Annotated in this window: 16 protein-coding genes and 1 pseudogene; 14 read left to right on the forward strand and 3 right to left on the reverse strand. The window is 38.1% G+C overall.

The features are described 5' to 3' along the window. Nucleotides 1-12 precede the first annotated feature (12 nt). From V7122_RS06915 to moaA, 3 genes are all read left to right on the forward strand, one after another. A complete protein-coding gene (locus tag V7122_RS06915) occupies nucleotides 13-351 on the forward strand; it encodes a DsrE family protein (RefSeq protein ID WP_335346349.1) in 339 nt (112 codons plus the stop codon). A 286-nt stretch (nucleotides 352-637) separates the two neighbouring features. After that, a complete protein-coding gene (locus tag V7122_RS06920; protein WP_335526132.1) occupies nucleotides 638-1,762 on the forward strand; it encodes a TIGR04053 family radical SAM/SPASM domain-containing protein in 1,125 nt (374 codons plus the stop codon). A 229-nt stretch (nucleotides 1,763-1,991) separates the two neighbouring features. Continuing rightward, on the forward strand, nucleotides 1,992-3,008 hold the full coding sequence (moaA, locus tag V7122_RS06925) for a GTP 3',8-cyclase MoaA (RefSeq protein ID WP_335526133.1): 1,017 nt from the start codon (nucleotides 1,992-1,994) through the stop codon (nucleotides 3,006-3,008). A gap of 83 nt (nucleotides 3,009-3,091) precedes the next feature. On the opposite strand, the gene ric is transcribed toward moaA, so the two are convergent. Continuing rightward, on the reverse strand, nucleotides 3,092-3,787 hold the full coding sequence (gene ric, locus V7122_RS06930; RefSeq protein ID WP_335526134.1) for an iron-sulfur cluster repair di-iron protein: 696 nt from the start codon (nucleotides 3,785-3,787) through the stop codon (nucleotides 3,092-3,094). Between the two features lie 191 nt (nucleotides 3,788-3,978). Between ric and V7122_RS06935 the strand changes: the two genes are divergently transcribed. From V7122_RS06935 to V7122_RS06945, 3 genes are all read left to right on the forward strand, one after another. Further along, complete coding sequence (locus V7122_RS06935; protein WP_335354211.1) at nucleotides 3,979-5,244, forward strand: molybdopterin molybdotransferase MoeA; 1,266 nt, start codon at nucleotides 3,979-3,981, stop codon at nucleotides 5,242-5,244. Then, the gene (gene mobB / locus V7122_RS06940) at nucleotides 5,238-5,768 is read left to right on the forward strand and encodes a molybdopterin-guanine dinucleotide biosynthesis protein B (RefSeq protein ID WP_335483422.1); all 531 of its coding nucleotides are present in this window, start codon (nucleotides 5,238-5,240) and stop codon (nucleotides 5,766-5,768) included. Before V7122_RS06935 ends, mobB begins: the two co-directional genes overlap by 7 nt. Before the next feature lie 112 nt (nucleotides 5,769-5,880). Continuing rightward, nucleotides 5,881-6,597 carry a YwiC-like family protein gene (locus V7122_RS06945; protein ID WP_335483383.1) on the forward strand — a complete coding sequence of 239 codons (717 nt, stop codon included), beginning with the start codon at nucleotides 5,881-5,883 and terminating at the stop codon, nucleotides 6,595-6,597. 33 nt (nucleotides 6,598-6,630) lie between these two features. On the opposite strand, the gene V7122_RS06950 is transcribed toward V7122_RS06945, so the two are convergent. Continuing rightward, entirely contained in the window at nucleotides 6,631-7,323 is a 693-nt protein-coding gene (locus V7122_RS06950) for a Crp/Fnr family transcriptional regulator (RefSeq protein ID WP_335526135.1), read from the reverse strand. Between the two features lie 231 nt (nucleotides 7,324-7,554). Here V7122_RS06950 and argC point away from each other — a divergent pair, with 231 nt between their 5' ends. The 7 genes from argC (at nucleotide 7,555) to clpB (ending at nucleotide 15,942) form a co-directional block, all read left to right on the forward strand. Further along, entirely contained in the window at nucleotides 7,555-8,586 is a 1,032-nt protein-coding gene (gene argC, locus V7122_RS06955; protein WP_335346132.1) for an N-acetyl-gamma-glutamyl-phosphate reductase, read from the forward strand. Between the two features lie 13 nt (nucleotides 8,587-8,599). Beyond that, on the forward strand, nucleotides 8,600-9,832 hold the full coding sequence (argJ, locus tag V7122_RS06960; RefSeq protein WP_335526136.1) for a bifunctional ornithine acetyltransferase/N-acetylglutamate synthase: 1,233 nt from the start codon (nucleotides 8,600-8,602) through the stop codon (nucleotides 9,830-9,832). 12 nt (nucleotides 9,833-9,844) lie between these two features. After that, on the forward strand, nucleotides 9,845-10,618 hold the full coding sequence (gene argB / locus V7122_RS06965) for an acetylglutamate kinase (protein WP_335346134.1): 774 nt from the start codon (nucleotides 9,845-9,847) through the stop codon (nucleotides 10,616-10,618). After that, entirely contained in the window at nucleotides 10,615-11,772 is a 1,158-nt protein-coding gene (locus tag V7122_RS06970) for an acetylornithine transaminase (protein ID WP_335526137.1), read from the forward strand. Before argB ends, V7122_RS06970 begins: the two co-directional genes overlap by 4 nt. Nucleotides 11,773-11,983: 211 nt before the next feature. Further along, on the forward strand, nucleotides 11,984-12,943 hold the full coding sequence (gene argF / locus V7122_RS06975; protein WP_335526138.1) for an ornithine carbamoyltransferase: 960 nt from the start codon (nucleotides 11,984-11,986) through the stop codon (nucleotides 12,941-12,943). A 126-nt stretch (nucleotides 12,944-13,069) separates the two neighbouring features. Further along, a complete protein-coding gene (locus tag V7122_RS06980) occupies nucleotides 13,070-13,249 on the forward strand; it encodes a YjzC family protein (protein WP_335354220.1) in 180 nt (59 codons plus the stop codon). A gap of 95 nt (nucleotides 13,250-13,344) precedes the next feature. Next, entirely contained in the window at nucleotides 13,345-15,942 is a 2,598-nt protein-coding gene (clpB, locus tag V7122_RS06985; protein WP_335526139.1) for an ATP-dependent chaperone ClpB, read from the forward strand. A gap of 56 nt (nucleotides 15,943-15,998) precedes the next feature. Here clpB and V7122_RS06990 read toward each other — a convergent pair whose 3' ends face one another. Then, a complete protein-coding gene (locus V7122_RS06990) occupies nucleotides 15,999-16,190 on the reverse strand; it encodes a DUF2929 family protein (RefSeq protein ID WP_335346139.1) in 192 nt (63 codons plus the stop codon). A gap of 204 nt (nucleotides 16,191-16,394) precedes the next feature. Here V7122_RS06990 and V7122_RS06995 point away from each other — a divergent pair. Further along, nucleotides 16,395-16,781, forward strand: a pseudogene (locus V7122_RS06995) (hydrolase); the annotation flags it as partial.

Genomic DNA, 16,781 nt, shown 5'->3' on the forward strand with positions numbered 1-16,781 from the left:
GGTGAGAGGCTGATGAAGAATAAAGTCATTCTAGTTAGCTCAGATCAGCTTGGAAAAGGGGATAAGGAGCTTGGTGAAGGCGTTCTTGAAACCTTTTTTACATTGTTAAAGCAAAGAGAGGAATTACCTGCAGCGATTTTTTGCATGAATAGCGGTGTATTTGCATTAACTGAACAATCCTTTGCTTCAGTTCATCTTAAAGAGCTGGAGGAAAAGGGAGTAGAAGTAATTGCATGCAAAACTTGTGTAGACTATTACGGTGTAGAAAATAAATTAATTGCCGGTAAAATAAGCGGGATGCCAGCATTTATTGATCTTGCATCTAAATATGAAGTCATTACGATATCATAAACAGCAGGGGCTTATGCTCTTGCTGTTTTTATTTTTGGTAAACATAATTATCAAATTAGTTATTGGACAGGTTTGTGTTTGGGCGAAAACCTGTCCAAATACTCCAAGCCGGCAAGTATATTTGACTGGATAAGAATAATCCAGCTCATCCAATAATCCTCAATGTGAGATTTCTCACTAATTTATTCTGCATTATCCCTTATACTACAATTGCAATCAATATTTAGATAAAAATCCTTGCGATAAATTGCAATGGAAATAGTGAAATAAGAGAGGAAGGATTCTAATGTCCTTTAGCCGCGATTTTAATAAAGATCCTTTTATTGTGATTTGGGAATTAACTAGAGCATGTCAGTTAAAATGTCTTCATTGCCGGGCAGAGGCTCAATATAGAAGAGATCCCCGTGAATTATCATTTGAAGAAGGAAAGGCATTAATTGATCAAATCTATGACATGAATAATCCGATGCTTGTCTTTACCGGTGGTGACCCATTGATGAGGGAGGATGTTTTTGATATTGCGAAATATGCAGTGGACAAAGGTGTCCGTGTTTCAATGACCCCGAGTGCTACTCCAAATGTGACAAAAGAAGCAATTGAGAAAGCAAAGGAAGTAGGATTATCACGCTGGGCTTTCAGTCTTGATGGTCCAACTCCTGAGATTCATGATCATTTTCGAGGAACAGCAGGATCGTTTGATTTAACAATAGAAAGAATTAAGTATTTGCATGAGCTTGAAATACCTGTTCAAATAAATACTGTTATTTCTCGTTATAATATTGATTACTTAGATGAGATGGCGAAGGTTGTAGAAGATTTGAAATGTGTTCTCTGGAGTGTCTTTTTCCTAGTTCCAACTGGCAGGGGACAGGAAAGTGATATGATTTCACCTGTTGAACATGAAAAGGTATTTAAGTGGCTATATGATTTAAGTAAAAGGGTATCCTTTGATATAAAAACAACAGCAGCCCAGCATTATCGCCGTGTTGTTATTCAGAATAAAATGAGAGAGGAACATGCACAAAACGGTGACATTAAATATTTAGATGCTTTGACTCAACAAGGATTAACTGGGTCCATTGATGGTCTTGGCAGAGCTCCTAAAGGCGTCAATGACGGAAATGGCTTCGTATTTATTTCACATATTGGAGACGTCTACCCAAGCGGGCTCCTGCCAATTAAAGCAGGGAATGTAAGGGAGCAGCCTTTAGCTGAAATCTATAGGGAATCACCTATATTCAAGAATTTAAGAAATCCAGATCAATACAAAGGCAAGTGCGGAGTATGTGAATTTAGATATGTTTGCGGCGGCTCTCGTTCCCGTGCGTATGCAGTCACAGGAGATTATATGGAAAGTGAACCTTTCTGCGTATACATTCCAAAAACATTAAGGAAAAAAGCAACATCTTAAAAGTTGGATAAAAAAGGTGACTCTGGTAGTTGGTCTATACTCACTCTTCAAACTGTATATAATTTTTTGAAAGAGCATATTATATTAAGTATTATATGAGTTAAACTTTGCCCAATTACTAAAGTTCCCCTCTTTGGCTTTTTTAACTAAATTTAACTGAAAGGCCTAATAAAGGCATATAGTATGCTACAATGTTTCAAAAGAGGTCACCCTCAATGGAGTTGATAGGATGAAAAAATCAATCGTTAAAGATCAATTGAATCGACCACTAAGAGATCTGAGGATTTCGGTAATTGACCGCTGTAATTTTCGCTGCACGTATTGTATGCCTGCAGAGAAATTTGGACCGGATTTTGCTTTTTTGCCGAAAAGCGAACTATTAACATATGAGGAAATTGAACTTCTTGCGAAAATATTTGTAGATCTTGGTGTAGAAAAAATCAGACTTACAGGCGGAGAACCATTGCTTCGAAAGGATTTGCCGATTCTCGTGAAAAAGCTTGCGGCAATAGATGGGCTAAAGGATCTCGCATTAACGACAAACGGAGTCTTGCTTCCAAGGCTTGCAAATGATTTAAAGGAAGCCGGGTTACAACGGGTAAATGTTAGCTTAGATTCATTAAATGACGAGTTATTCGGAAAAATAAATGGCAGAAATGTTGCGGTTCAAGAAGTTCTCAATGGAATTAAGGCTGCCCAAGAGGCAGGACTCTTCGTAAAAATTAATATGGTCGTAAAAAAGGGATTAAATGAATCTGAAATCGTACCGATGGCAAAATTTTGCAAAGAACACGGACTACAGCTTCGGTTTATAGAATATATGGACGTTGGCAGCACAAATGGATGGAGAATGGATGATGTTTTCACAAAGAAGGAAATTTATGAAATCTTAAAGGAGCACTTCCTATTGGACGCTGTTGATCCTGATTATTATGGCGAAGTTGCCAAACGTTATCGATATGAAGGGACAAATGTGGATGTAGGGTTTATTCCATCTGTATCGGAATCCTTTTGTTCAAGCTGCACGCGATCAAGACTGTCAGCAAATGGACAGATTTTCACCTGTCTGTTTAATGGAGATGGGCATGATATGAAGGCGTTTATGAGGAACGGTGCGTCAGAAGCTGAAATAAGAAACAGAATCATCGATATTTGGAGCGGTAGAAAAGACCGTTATTCAGACGAACGGACTGAAGAAACAGCAAAAAATCGTAAGAAAATTGAGATGTCCTATATTGGTGGTTAAACATCCCTGCCTAGTCTGGGATGTTTTTTTATAAAAAAAAGAAATCGGCAACCAATCGCCGATTTCCTTTCGCAACATTATGATTAAAAATATCTTGGGAATAAAATGTTATTTTCCAAATGTACATGCATGAATGTTTGTCCTTCAAGCATTTCAAGACGCTTGTACACGAGCGTATACGTTCCGCAAGCATCCAGTGGCAGCTCATAATCAGATGTCGTTTCTCTTAGCTGTCTTAAAAGTCCCCCAGCGTGGTCATGTTCCTTCTCAAGTTCTTTAATGTAGTTAATAATCTCTTCGCGGTTAGGAACTTCAGGATCTTCTAATTGTTTCAGCAATGGGAAAACTGTGTCTTCCTCCTTTGCTGTATGTTCAATCATTTCCTTCTTGAACTCATAGAATAGCTCATATACCTTCAATAGCTCAGGGTGATGATCACCGTGTACCTTTGCTACCTTTGTTACATATGGACTTAACTGGGTAAGTTCATCTAATAATGGAACATGATAATGCTGCATGACATGGTTGATAATTTCTTCAGATGAACTGTCCGTCCATACTTCCATATTGTCCTTTTGATTTTCTTCTTTAACATATACTTCGTTTAAGTCTGCCATTAATTGCTCCATGTTAACGGACAGCTCGGTTGCAGCCGTTATTAATGGAATGTTTCCGCCGCAGCAAAAATCTATACGATAGCGTTTAAATACATCACTTGTTTTCGGTTGTTCATTAACTATATCCTTTACTAATGTTGTTTCTGAAAAAGCCATGGTCATGATAATCCTCCTAATCAAGCTTTATTTACATATACAGCATAAACGATATTTCATTGTTAGCTGGTGACTGTAATCACACTTATGAAAATTATAGACAAATAATAGAAATTTAGTGTGAGCTATATTATATGAAATCAACATCAATACACCTATAATATAAGGATAATGATGTCTCTATAGGAGCTGATAAAATGGTTGAAAGAAGAAATCCCATTCCTGTTGGTGAAGCAGTTCAGCGGGTAATGAACTTTGAAAAAACAGGTCACATAGAATACGTCTCAATAAATGAGAGTTTCGGAAGGTATTTGGCAGAAGATATAACTGCCACTAATGATGTGCCTCATTTTGACCGTTCTCCATATGATGGTTTTGCTGTCAGAGCGGTCGATACGAAAGAAGCATCACCAGACAATCCCATAGAATTTGAAGTTATTGATCATATCGGTGCTGGACACGTGACAAGTAAAATGGTTGGCTCATTCCAGGCGGTTCGCATTATGACAGGGGCACAGATGCCTGCAGAATGTAATGCCGTTGTAATGCTTGAGTTAACGAAAGGCTTTGAAAAAAATGGGAAAAATTATATGTCCATTAAACGTTCATTCAATCCTGGGGATAATATCTCATTCCGAGGTGAGGATGCAAAAGAAGGGGACATTCTTATTAAAAAAGGGGCAAAAATAAATCCAGGAATTCAGGCCATACTAGCCACGTTTGGCTATGCAAAGGTTCCGGTTGCAAAAAAGCCGGTAGTAGGTCTATATGCTACAGGAACTGAGCTGTTGGATGTAGATGATCAGCTACAGCCTGGCAAAATAAGAAACAGCAACTCTTATATGATTGCTGCCCAAATAGAACGCACGGGTGCAGAAGTTAAGTATTTTGGTAAACTTCCTGATGAGTTTGACACATGCTATGAAGCGGTAAAATCAGCTTTAGATAAAGTAGATATACTGATCACAACAGGTGGAGTTTCAGTCGGTGACTTTGATTATCTCCCAGCCATATATAGTAAAATGAATGCTGAAGTGCTTTTTAACAAAGTAGCCATGAGGCCTGGCAGTGTGACGACTGTAGCACAGTTAGAAGGAAAGCTTTTATTCGGTTTATCGGGAAATCCATCCGCTTGCTATGTTGGTTTCGAACTATTTACCCGTCCAATCATAAGGAAAATGCTATTTGCTGAAAAGCCTCATCTTCGGAAAGAGAAGGCTGAACTTACGGTTGAATTTGCAAAAGCAAATCCTTTTACCCGCTTTGTTAGAAGTACTGTCACTGTAAAGGACGGAAAATTATTGGTTTTTCCAAGTGGTGTAGACAAATCCAATATCGTAATGAGCCTTGCCGGAGCTAATTCCTTAATGATTCTTCCAGGGGGAACGAGGGGCTTTCAAGCAGGCTCTGAAGTGGATGTATTGCTGCTTGAGGACTATGACGGAAGCGAGTGGCCATGGTAACGTCTCCATATGTTTTTCAAGTGGTTGGTTACCAAAACAGCGGAAAAACAACACTTGTAAATAAAATTATTACTCATCTTACGAAACATGAATTAACAGCCGCAACGGTTAAGCATCATGGGCATGGAGGAAAGCCTGAACTGCTTGAAACGAAGGATTCTAGTCAGCATATTTCTTCTGGGGCACTCGCAGCTATTGTGGAGGGGGATGGCAGAATCCTTCTCCAAGCCGAGAAAATAAAATGGACGATTGATGAGCAGCTTGTGATCCTAAAGCAATTTAACCCAGACTTTATTATTATTGAAGGCCATAAGCATGCCAGTTATCCGAAAATTGTTATCCTGAGATCGCTTGATAGCTATAAACTTCTTACAACCTTAACGAATATTAAAGCAGCTTTGTATTGGGATGAGGAAAATGCCACGATTAGAGATGCTTATCCTAACATTCCATTTTTTTCTATCCATGATAAGGCAGGGGTAGAATGGATTATCAAGTTCCTAATAAATCAGCAAAGTAAATAGCCTCAAAACCGTCACAATTTGGCGGTTTTATTCCTTTCTGTGATAATTTTCACTTAACGAAAATGAATTAGCAGATATAGTAAAGTCAGCATTCCAAAGGGAGGAGAAAATAGTGAAGCTATTTTTACCAAAACAGCACGGGGCTTGGGCGATGCTAATGATCCCGTTTTGGCTGGGAGTTGCTGCAAATGATTTCATGTGGATACATATCCCTTTTTTCTTTGGCTGGCTATTACTGTATTTAGCTACATATCCAATGCTCCTTTTATTTAAAAGGAAAAAGATAAATTTCTATCGAAAATGGACGATTATCTATGTAGTGCCGGCTTTGATATTGCTCTTGATACCATTATGGGAAAGACCTTCCATAGTGATATTTGGGCTGGTTATGATTCCTTTCTTTACCCTTAACGCCTATTATTCATCGAAAAACAGGGATCGTGCATTAGGCAATGATTTGAGTGCTATTATTGTGTTTTCAATAGCAGGGTTAGCTAGTGGCTTTCTTTCAAATGGAGACCTGATTAGTGAGGTTTGGATAGTCTTTTTTGCCTCCATTTTATTTTTCACTGGCAGCACCTTTTTTGTAAAAACAATGATAAGAGAAAAGAAAAACCAAAAGTATAAATGGATATCCTGGTTATTTCATATAGCGATTATTATGGTCTGGATCATGACGGGCAATTGGATAGTAGTGGCAGCCTATATCCCAAGCCTAATTAGAGCCGTCATTTTTTACGGCAAAGGCTTGACGATGGCCAAATTAGGCATTCTTGAGATTGTAAACGCCGCTTATTTTTTCATCATCGTTCTTAATGCCATACAATAAAAAAAACGCTTCGACTAAGCGTTTTTTTTTGAGCTAATCAATATTACATATCTCAACTGGGCAGTTTTCACAGTCTATTTCGTTTTTTAAATAGTTAAGGCTGTGGATAGTAATAATTCCTTTTTCTACCGAAATAATTTCTTTTTTTCGAAGTTCTCCTAACATCCGGTTAACCACTTCTCTGGATGTTCCGCAAAAATTGGCGAGCTCTTGGTTCGTTAATGGGATGCTTAATGTAATTCCATTTTCGGAAATCACTCCATAGCTATTGGAAAGTCTAATCAATGTTGAATATAGGGCACCCTTTTTCCCATGGAGAATGAGATCTCTAAATTTAGTTTGTGTTTTTCGATATTGAAGGCTTGTCCACTTCATTAATTCAAGTGCTAGCTGATGCTCCTGTTTTAATCTTTCCTCTAATTCATTTTGAGCGATAACCGCAACCTCTCCAGCCTCAATTACCTTTGCACTTAGCATATACCTTGGTGCTGAACAGAAAAGTGTAAGCTCCCCAATGATATCACCTGTAGAGCACATTCTTAAAGTAAGCTCACGTCCATCTGGAACGATTTTACTTATTTGAATTAAACCGCTTTCAATAATAAACAGTTCGCTTGCTTTCATCCCTTCTTGGAATAGAAAGGTGCCTTTCTCAATTTTTCTTTTATGATTAACAGTTAGTAATAACTCTTTAAGCTCATTAGAAAACTCAATTTGGGATTCCATTTGATAAACCACCTTTTCCCCGTAGTGTCTGTCCGTGGGAAAAACGAACCTTTAACGTTAGAATAATTCAATCTTTTAGGGATAATAACACTATTATATTGTAAAGATAAAAAACTTCAACAAAAAACAGTTGATTTTATCTTCCATCCTTTCTATAATAAGAGAAATATTAATTCATAAATATAAAAAAAAATGATTAAATATACAATATGGTTAATGAAGGGAGAAGCTATGAACGTTTCAATTATTGGAACAACGGGATATGGGGGAGCAGAGCTGCTGAGGATATTACATAGGCATCCTGAATTTAAAATACAATCCATCCACTCTTCTAAGAAAGATATCCCGATTTGGAAAGAATATCCCCACCTCTTTGAAATCATTGGTGACAACTTGCAAAACATTAATTCAAGTATGATCGCTGAACAATCAGATATAGTTTTTCTTGCTACGCCATCGGGAATTTCCGGACATTTAGCTGCTGAATTTGAAAATAAGAATATAACCGTTATTGATCTATCTGGCGATTTAAGATTACCAGCAGAGACATATAAGGCATGGTACAAACATGAACCTGTAAATGAATCTTTGTCTGCCAAAGCCGTCTATGGACTTTCAGAATGGTACAAAGAAGAGATTAGAGCTTCCAGATTAATCGCCAATCCTGGATGTTACCCGACTGCTACACTATTGGGCCTAGCTCCAGTCGTAAAAGAAAAGCTGATTAATCCATCGAGTATAATAATCGATGCCAAATCAGGAGTATCAGGTGCCGGCAGATCATTAGCCCGAAATACTAGTTTTTCAGAGGCAAATGAGAACTTTAGAGTTTATAAGGTTAATGAACACCAGCATACGCCTGAAATTGAGAAACAGCTTTCAAGGTGGAATAACGATATAAGTCCAATTACCTTTACAACACATCTATTGCCAATTACGAGAGGAATCATGATCACAGCCTATGCTCAATTATCAGCAGATCTAAATACCTCCCAACTGCTAGAGTTGTATAACGAAACTTACCGTGAAAATCCGTTCATTCGCATCAGGCCGGAAAATACATTCCCATCGGTAAAAGAGGTGGCTGGCTCCAACTACTGTGATATTGGTCTTCATGTCGATCCAAGGACAGGAAGATTAACGATTATTTCTGTTATTGATAATTTAATGAAGGGTGCAGCAGGGCAGGCTGTGCAAAATGCAAATATTATCTGTGGTTTTGAAGAAACGGCAGGTTTAGATTTTATTCCCATGTATCCATAAGGAGGAAGAAGAAATGCAAGCTGTTACTCAATCTATATCCATAAAAGAGGTTAAAGGAGGAAGTATCATTTCTCCAAAAGGATTTAATACTTCCGGGGTGCATGCAGGTTTAAGATATTCAAAAAAAGATCTAGGGATTATTATTAGCGAAATTCCAGCAAATTGCGCTGCTGTTTATACGACTAGCCATTTTCAGGCAGCACCATTAAAAGTAACACAAGAAAGCATTGAAGTGGAGAAGATGCTGCAAGCAGTGGTTGTTAATAGTGCTTGTGCAAATGCTTGTACCGGGGAAAAAGGAATAAAAGACGCTTTCCAAATGAGAAAATGGACAGCAGAAAAGTTTGGATTAAAGGAGCACTATGTAGCAGTCGCATCAACGGGAGTTATTGGTGAGTATTTGCCAATGGATAAGCTTGAAATCGGGATTCAGAATTTAAAGCCGGATAATGACTCTAAGCATGCTGAGGACTTTCAAACAGCGATTCTAACAACAGATATTGTGATGAAGAATTGTTGCTACAGCGCAATTATTGATGGTTTAACGATTACAATGGGCGGGGCGGCTAAAGGCTCTGGGATGATCAATCCGAATATGGCTACAATGCTAGGCTTTATAACAACAGATGCTAATATTGAAAGTGAACATCTTCAAGCTGCTCTAGGGCTTGTGACAGATACGACATTTAATCAAATAACAGTTGATGGGGATACATCGACAAATGATATGGTTCTTGTAATGGCAAACGGAATGGCTGGAAATAAGTCATTAACACCTAATCACCCTGATTGGGGTAAGTTTGTGCAACTACTTTCGAAGACAAGTGAAAGCCTAGCAAAACAAATCGCGAAAGACGGCGAAGGGGCAACGAAATTAATTGAAGTGGATGTAAAAGGTGCAGAAAGTGATCTTGAAGCACGACAAGTAGCTAAGCAAATTGTAGGATCAAACCTTGTGAAAACAGCAGTATATGGAGAAGATGCTAACTGGGGAAGAATCATCGGAGCTATAGGTCAGTCAAAGGTTCGTATAAACCCTAATACTGTCGACATTGCGATAGGGACAGTTACAATGCTTAAGAATAGTGAGCCACAGCCATTTTCAGAAGAAGAGGCAAGCGAATATTTGCGCAGCCAAACAATTCATATTCATGTTGATCTTCATCAAGGAACTGGAGCAGGTAAGGCCTGGGGCTGTGACTTAAGCTATGATTACGTCAAAATTAATGCAAGTTACCGTTCGTAAGGGGGAAGTCACATGAAAACAATCGTTATTAAATGCGGTGGAAGTGTGATGGATGAACTAACCCCAACATTTTTTGAAAGTTTAATAGAGTTAGAAAAACAAGGCTACCAGCTTATATTCGTACACGGGGGAGGACCTGATATTAATAAAATGCTTGATCTTTTTCAGGTCCCTCATGAATTTGTTCAAGGGCTTCGTAAGACAACTTCACAAGCTCTTGAAATTGTCGAAATGGTTTTGTCTGGTCAGACAAACAGAAAACTAGTAGCTAAACTCCAGTCTTATGGATTAAAAGGTTTTGGTTTAAATGGAAGTGACGGAGGGGTCTTGCAAGGGGAGTTTCTTGACAAGGAGCAGCTTGGATTTGTCGGCGATGTTACGAAGGTGAACAAAGAGGTAATCACCATGCTTTTGCAAGACCGATTTATTCCTGTCATTACGCCAATTGCAGTTACCGAAGATGGAGAAAAGCTAAATATAAATGCCGATTTTGCTGCAGCAGCTGTAGCAAATGCATTAGAGGTTGAACATTGTATTTTTGTCACAGATGTAGATGGGATTATGATTGATGGCAACATCGTGCTTCAAACAAATACTGAAGAGATAGATAGTTACATTAATGAAGGACAAATCACTGGCGGAATGATTCCAAAGGTTAAATCAGCTGTAGCCTCTATCGAAAAAGGAATAAAAAGTGTGATGATTGTTTCAGGAAAAAAGAGATTTTTTGATGGTTTACAATGGATTGGAACAGAAATCAATGCCAAAGAGAGGGTATTAAAATGAGCCATTTATTTCCGACATATGCCCGTTGGGACGTTGAGCCAGAGCAGGCAGAAGGCTGTATCATGATAGATAAAAACGGAAAAAGGTATTTGGATTTTACAGCCGGAATTGGAGTTTGCAATCTAGGTCATCGTCCTGAGGTCGTGCAAAAAGCAATCAGCAGCCAACTGGACCGATTCTGGCATGTTTCCAATTTATTTATTCAAGGGGAGCAAGAGAAGGCTGCAAAACTGCTAGCTGAAGGTGCTAAGATGGATTTAGTATTTTTTTCAAACAGTGGTGCTGAAGCGAATGAAGCGGCAATTAAGCTCGCTAGAAAAGCTACTGGCCGAAAGAAAATCATTACCTTTACGAATTCTTTCCATGGGCGGACTTTTGCCACCATGTCGGCAACAGGACAGGATAAAATAAAAACCGGATTTGGTCCTATGCTTGAAACATTTGTCTACTTGCCTTTTAATGATTTAGATGGACTTAAAGAGGCTATGGATAACGAAACAGCTGCCATAATGCTTGAAGTTGTTCAAGGTGAGGGCGGAATTCATATTGGAAAGCAAGAGTTTTTACAGGGTGTTCAGGAATTATGTAAAGAGTATAATGCCCTTTTCATTATTGATGAAATTCAAACTGGGATTGGGCGGACAGGTGCTCCGTTTGCATTTCAGCAATTTAACTTAACACCTGATATTGTCACCTCTGCGAAAGGGTTAGGAAATGGCTTGCCAATTGGAGCAGTAATCGGGAGAAAGGAACTAGAAACAGTATTTGGACCTGGAAGCCATGGGTCAACCTTTGGCGGAAATCCCCTTTCAGTTGCTGCGGCTATTGCTACAATGGAAACTATATTTCAAGAGGAATTTTTACAGAATGTCCTAAACAACAGTCAATATCTGTTAAAGAAAATATGCAGTGATTTAGGTTCATTAGAAGAGATTAATGAAATTAGAAATCTTGGCTTCATGTTCGGAATTGAAACGTCTATTGATTTGCCTGTTTTATTAAAGGAACTTAGGGAAAATGGATTGTTAGCCCTGCCAGCAGGCAGTAATGTATTACGGCTTTTGCCGCCTTTAACGGTATCAATTTTCGAAATGGATGAAGCAGTAAATATAATTAAAACAGTAATAAAAAAATTCTCTAAAACAGCCGTATAGGCTGATAATTTTTAAAATAAATTGCATAAAAATAGATAATATTAAATAAAAATACATCAGTAAAGGATTATAAAACTACTTTGAATATAAATTTATTTATAAGTATGCTCTAAATAAATCAAATTCATCATTGCTTCGACTAAAAATTGCTTGGGAAATATTAAATGTCAAATTAAATTGGAAAAAAATACAAATAAAAGGAGTGGTTGAATTGGCTATTTCAATTCAAACAGCAGATAACAAACTTAATATTAAAGGAATTGATTTTTTAGCTTTAGCTGATTTCTCCCCAGAGGTTATAAGTGGTTTACTTCAAAAAGCTAAGAAGCTTAAGAATGCAGCATTGCTTGGTGAACACATTGCTCCCTTACAGGGTAAAATTCTAGGGATGATATTCGAGAAATCATCTACACGTACGAGAGTTTCATTTGAAGCTGGCATGATCCAGCTTGGGGGTCAGGCTTTATATTTAAATAGTCAAGATCTCCAATTAGGAAGAGGGGAGTCCATTGCTGATACGGCTAAGGTTCTTTCACATTATGTAGACGCCATTATGATTCGTACTTTTTCGCATAAAACTATTGAAGAGCTTGCTTTACATGCAACGATTCCAGTCATTAATGGGCTGACAGATTTGTACCACCCATGTCAGGCATTAGCAGATTTATTAACTTTACAGGAAACTAAAGGTGAATTAGCAGGGTTAAAGCTAGCATATGTTGGTGATGGAAATAATGTTGCCCATTCATTAATGATTGGCGCAGCAAAACTAGGAGTAAATATTACGGTAGCCACTCCAGTTGGTTATGAACCAAATGCAGATATCGTTAATAAGGCAAAAGGGTTTGCTGCTGCTAGCGGAGGAAATGTAGCGATAACAAATAATCCATATGAAGCTGTAAATGGTGCAGATTCTATTTATACAGACGTGTGGACGAGTATGGGGCAAGAGGCCGAAAATGAAAAAAGACTGAAAGACTTCACAGATTTCCAAGTAAACGAGAGTCTTGTCAAAAATGCGAAGAATGATTTCACTTTCCTTCATTGCTTGCCAGCACATAGGGGAGAAGAAGTTACAGCAAATGTGATTGATGGACCGAATTCAGCTGTCTTCCAGCAGGCTGGCAACAGACTTCATGTTCAAAAAGCTCTATTATCGGAAATTTTATAAAAACAAAAGGCCTTCTTACTGTTGGAAGGCCTTTTGCTATTTTATTATGGTAAAAAGTTCTATCTCGCTGAATTTTTACGATGGAAATAATAGTAGTGATTCTAGAAATAAAGGAGGAATTTATGTATGGGGCAAAATCGTCAATTTAAACCGGGTCAGAAAGCACCTAATAATGGAGTTTATATTGAAGTTGGCGAAACCGGAAGCAATGTTAATAATCCACAAATGTTAAAGCTTAAGGCAGGAGATAGATTTCCTGAAAACTCCAACCATAACCGTGTTTGGACGTATCAAAGAAAACCTTAAGCTTAATTTATTATTCAGAGCCATCCATTTGTGGATGGCTTTACATATGCTATAATAACATTAAAGGTCAAAGAAGGTCAGAGAGGAGGATATGTATGGATATTAATAAAATGACGGAACGGATGCAGGACGGCATTATAAGTGCGCAAAATCTAGCAATAAGGGAACAGCATCAGGAAGTGGATGATGTTCATTTATTATTGGCTCTTCTCGGACAGGACAACAGTCTAATGGCATCTATTCTGAAAAAGTCACATGTATCAATTGAAAATATGAAAAAAGGTTTAGAACACATACTTAGGAAAAAACCGCAAGTTTCGGGAACCGGTATTGAACAGGGAAAGCTATATATTACGAGTAATCTTCAACGCAGTTTGGCAAGGGCAGATGAAATTAGAGAAAATTTTAATGATGAATTTATTTCAGTTGAACATGTCCTATTAGCCATCTCAGAATCAACATCCGAAGCGTCAGCAGCTTTTAACAAAGAGGGAATTAATAGTCATAAGCTAGAGATTGCGATAAAGGAAATAAGGGGGAATCAAAGGGTGACATCACAAAATCCAGAAGCAATATATGAAGCCTTAAAAAAATATGGGAGAGACTTAGTTGCAGAGGTAAAGGCGGGAAAGATGGACCCTGTAATTGGGAGAGATAGTGAAATTAGGAATGTCATTCGAATTTTATCTAGAAAAACAAAAAACAATCCTGTATTAATCGGAGAACCGGGTGTAGGGAAAACGGCAATAGTCGAGGGCCTTGCTCAAAGAATTGTACGAAGAGATGTTCCAGAAGGGTTAAAGGATAAAACAATATTCTCCTTGGATATGAGCTCTCTTATTGCCGGAGCAAAATTTAGAGGAGAGTTTGAAGAGCGTCTTAAAGCGGTTTTAAATGAAGTAAAAAAAAGCGAAGGAAGGATTCTTCTCTTTATTGATGAGATCCACACCATCGTTGGAGCAGGCAAGACGGAGGGGGCTATGGACGCAGGAAATATGCTAAAACCAATGCTCGCCCGAGGTGAATTGCATTGTATAGGTGCCACGACCCTTGATGAACACCGAAAATATATTGAAAAGGATCCAGCATTAGAAAGACGCTTTCAGCAAGTTCTCGTTCAAGAGCCTGATGTGGAGGACTCCATTTCGATCCTTAGAGGGCTTAAAGAAAGATATGAGATTCACCACGGGGTCAATATACATGACCGTGCCCTTGTTGCAGCGGTTACTTTATCGGATAGATATATAACAGACCGCTTTCTCCCCGATAAAGCAATTGATTTAGTTGATGAGGCTTGTGCTATGATTCGCACGGAAATTGACTCTATGCCACAGGAACTTGATGAGGTTACAAGAAGAGTAATGCAGCTTGAAATAGAGGAAGCAGCATTAAGGAAAGAAAGTGACGAAGCAAGTAAAGCTAGACTTTTGCTTTTGCAGAAGGAATTGGCTGATTTTAAGGAAAAAGCCGATCATATGCAAGCAAAATGGCAGTACGAAAAAGAAGGCATTCAGAAAATCCGTGAAAAAAGAGAACAGCTGGAAAAATTACGTCGCGAACTCGAAAAGGCCGAAAGCGAATACGATTTAAATAAAGCAGCAGAGCTTCGACACGGAAGTATTCCTGCATTGGAAAAAGAAATAAAGCTGCTTGAGCAGGAAGTCAATGAGAAGGATGGAGAACGCTTATTAAGAGAAGAGGTAACAGAAGAGGAGATAGCGGACATTGTTGCAAGATGGACAGGCATTCCTGTAGCCAAGCTTGTTGAAGGTGAACGTGAGAAGCTCCTAAGACTAGAAAGCATTCTTCATGAAAGAGTGATCGGGCAGAATGAAGCAGTTGAACTTGTATCCGATGCTGTTCTTCGTGCAAGAGCAGGGATTAAAGATCCAAATCGTCCAATAGGTTCTTTTATTTTCCTAGGTCCAACAGGGGTAGGAAAGACCGAGCTTGCGAAAGCTTTAGCACAAAGCTTGTTTGACAGTGAAGAGCATATTATTCGGATTGATATGTCTGAATACATGGAGAAGCATGCAGTTTCAAGATTAATTGGAGCTCCTCCCGGTTATGTCGGCTATGAGGAAGGCGGACAGCTGACAGAAGCAGTTAGAAGAAAGCCATACTCCGTTATTCTGCTTGATGAAATTGAGAAGGCACATCCAGAAGTCTTTAACATTCTTCTGCAAATGCTCGATGATGGAAGGATTACGGACTCACAGGGAAGAACAGTTGATTTTAAAAATACAGTGATTATCATGACGTCTAATATTGGTTCACAGTATTTGCTTGAACGCGTTAGCGGAGAAGAATATATAAATGAAGAAACTCGAAATAAAGTGATGAGTACATTAAGAGGACATTTTCGTCCAGAATTCTTAAATCGGGTAGACGAAATCACCCTATTTAAGCCTCTTGCTTTAACAGAAATAAAGGAAATTGTTTCTAAGTTAATCAAACAGCTCCAAGAGAGATTATCTGATCAGCATATTCGCCTAAATATTTCAGAAACAGCTAAGGAGTATATTGCTGAAAATGGATTTGATCCTGTTTATGGTGCTAGGCCGTTAAAGCGTTTTATCCAAAGAAATGTAGAAACGATTTTAGCCCGCAGAATTATCAGTGGGGAAATTAAAGATTATAGTGAAGTATCGATTACGATTGAAAACGATGAATTAACAGTGAAAATCCAATAAAAAAAGGGAGTGACTTAGGAAGGGTATGCAAGCATACGCTAAAGTCACTCTCTTTTTTAGTGAATACCTTCTTTTTCCACTGGTCCTTCAGGAATGATCGTTGAAATAACAAAAATTAATATTGTAGTACCTACTGCAAGAATGGATCCTGTTTTGAAATCAAAAGCTAAACCAAGCATGGAGCTTACAACATAAGTTAACATTTGAACAAGAAGAAAAGTCCAAAAAAACGTCCAAAAGAATCTCATCGTATTCACCTCTACATTATTAAATCCCTATCATATTACCATAAGGAGAAAAAATAATAAATGACTACAGCTGAAAAATTATGGCATGCCTTTGTATTTCACAAACTGCAAATAGTTTCCATATGAAAAATAGGCTATGTCCCGTTCATTTCATGTGAACCGTCATACATTATTATGAACTAAGCAGCAAGGGAGTTTTTCACGATGGAAAGCCGGAACTTTAGATTGGATACCGAATGGAATATGATCCATTATCCTAATAAGCCAAGCGGTTTCGGTATCCTAATCATTGGTGATGACAGGCACTTTGTTAATGAACAAGGGAGCTACTGGACACAGAATGAAGGAAAAGCAGCTTTATTAAAAATGCTAAATGAAGAGGGCTATACTATTTTTTATTCAAACCTTTACGGAAAGAATTGGGGAAGTGAAAGAGCAGTTAAACTGGCGAGAAGATTATATGAACATTTAATCCGCACAGAAATAATAAATGTGAAAATCAATATAATTGCAGAAGGGATGGGGGCATTAATTGCATTAAAACTAATAGATGAAATGGGTCCTCAGCTAATCCGCACATGTATATTAATA

It is taken from the genome of Bacillus sp. JJ1532 (assembly GCF_036965085.1).
Taxonomy (GTDB): Bacteria; Bacillota; Bacilli; order Bacillales; family Cytobacillaceae; genus Cytobacillus.

Excerpts from the sequence above, each read along its gene's own strand:
- V7122_RS06915 (WP_335346349.1), top strand. The coding sequence starts at position 13 with ATGAAGAATAAAGTCATTCTAGTTAGCTCAGATCAGCTTGGAAAAGGG.
- V7122_RS06920 (WP_335526132.1), top strand. The coding sequence starts at position 638 with ATGTCCTTTAGCCGCGATTTTAATAAAGATCCTTTTATTGTGATTTGG.
- moaA (WP_335526133.1), top strand. The coding sequence starts at position 1,992 with ATGAAAAAATCAATCGTTAAAGATCAATTGAATCGACCACTAAGAGAT.
- ric (WP_335526134.1), bottom strand. The coding sequence starts at position 3,787 with ATGACCATGGCTTTTTCAGAAACAACATTAGTAAAGGATATAGTTAAT.
- V7122_RS06935 (WP_335354211.1), top strand. The coding sequence starts at position 3,979 with ATGGTTGAAAGAAGAAATCCCATTCCTGTTGGTGAAGCAGTTCAGCGG.
- mobB (WP_335483422.1), top strand. The coding sequence starts at position 5,238 with ATGGTAACGTCTCCATATGTTTTTCAAGTGGTTGGTTACCAAAACAGC.
- V7122_RS06950 (WP_335526135.1), bottom strand. The coding sequence starts at position 7,323 with ATGGAATCCCAAATTGAGTTTTCTAATGAGCTTAAAGAGTTATTACTA.
- argC (WP_335346132.1), top strand. The coding sequence starts at position 7,555 with ATGAACGTTTCAATTATTGGAACAACGGGATATGGGGGAGCAGAGCTG.
- argJ (WP_335526136.1), top strand. The coding sequence starts at position 8,600 with ATGCAAGCTGTTACTCAATCTATATCCATAAAAGAGGTTAAAGGAGGA.
- argB (WP_335346134.1), top strand. The coding sequence starts at position 9,845 with ATGAAAACAATCGTTATTAAATGCGGTGGAAGTGTGATGGATGAACTA.
- V7122_RS06970 (WP_335526137.1), top strand. The coding sequence starts at position 10,615 with ATGAGCCATTTATTTCCGACATATGCCCGTTGGGACGTTGAGCCAGAG.
- V7122_RS06980 (WP_335354220.1), top strand. The coding sequence starts at position 13,070 with ATGGGGCAAAATCGTCAATTTAAACCGGGTCAGAAAGCACCTAATAAT.
- clpB (WP_335526139.1), top strand. The coding sequence starts at position 13,345 with ATGGATATTAATAAAATGACGGAACGGATGCAGGACGGCATTATAAGT.
- V7122_RS06990 (WP_335346139.1), bottom strand. The coding sequence starts at position 16,190 with ATGAGATTCTTTTGGACGTTTTTTTGGACTTTTCTTCTTGTTCAAATG.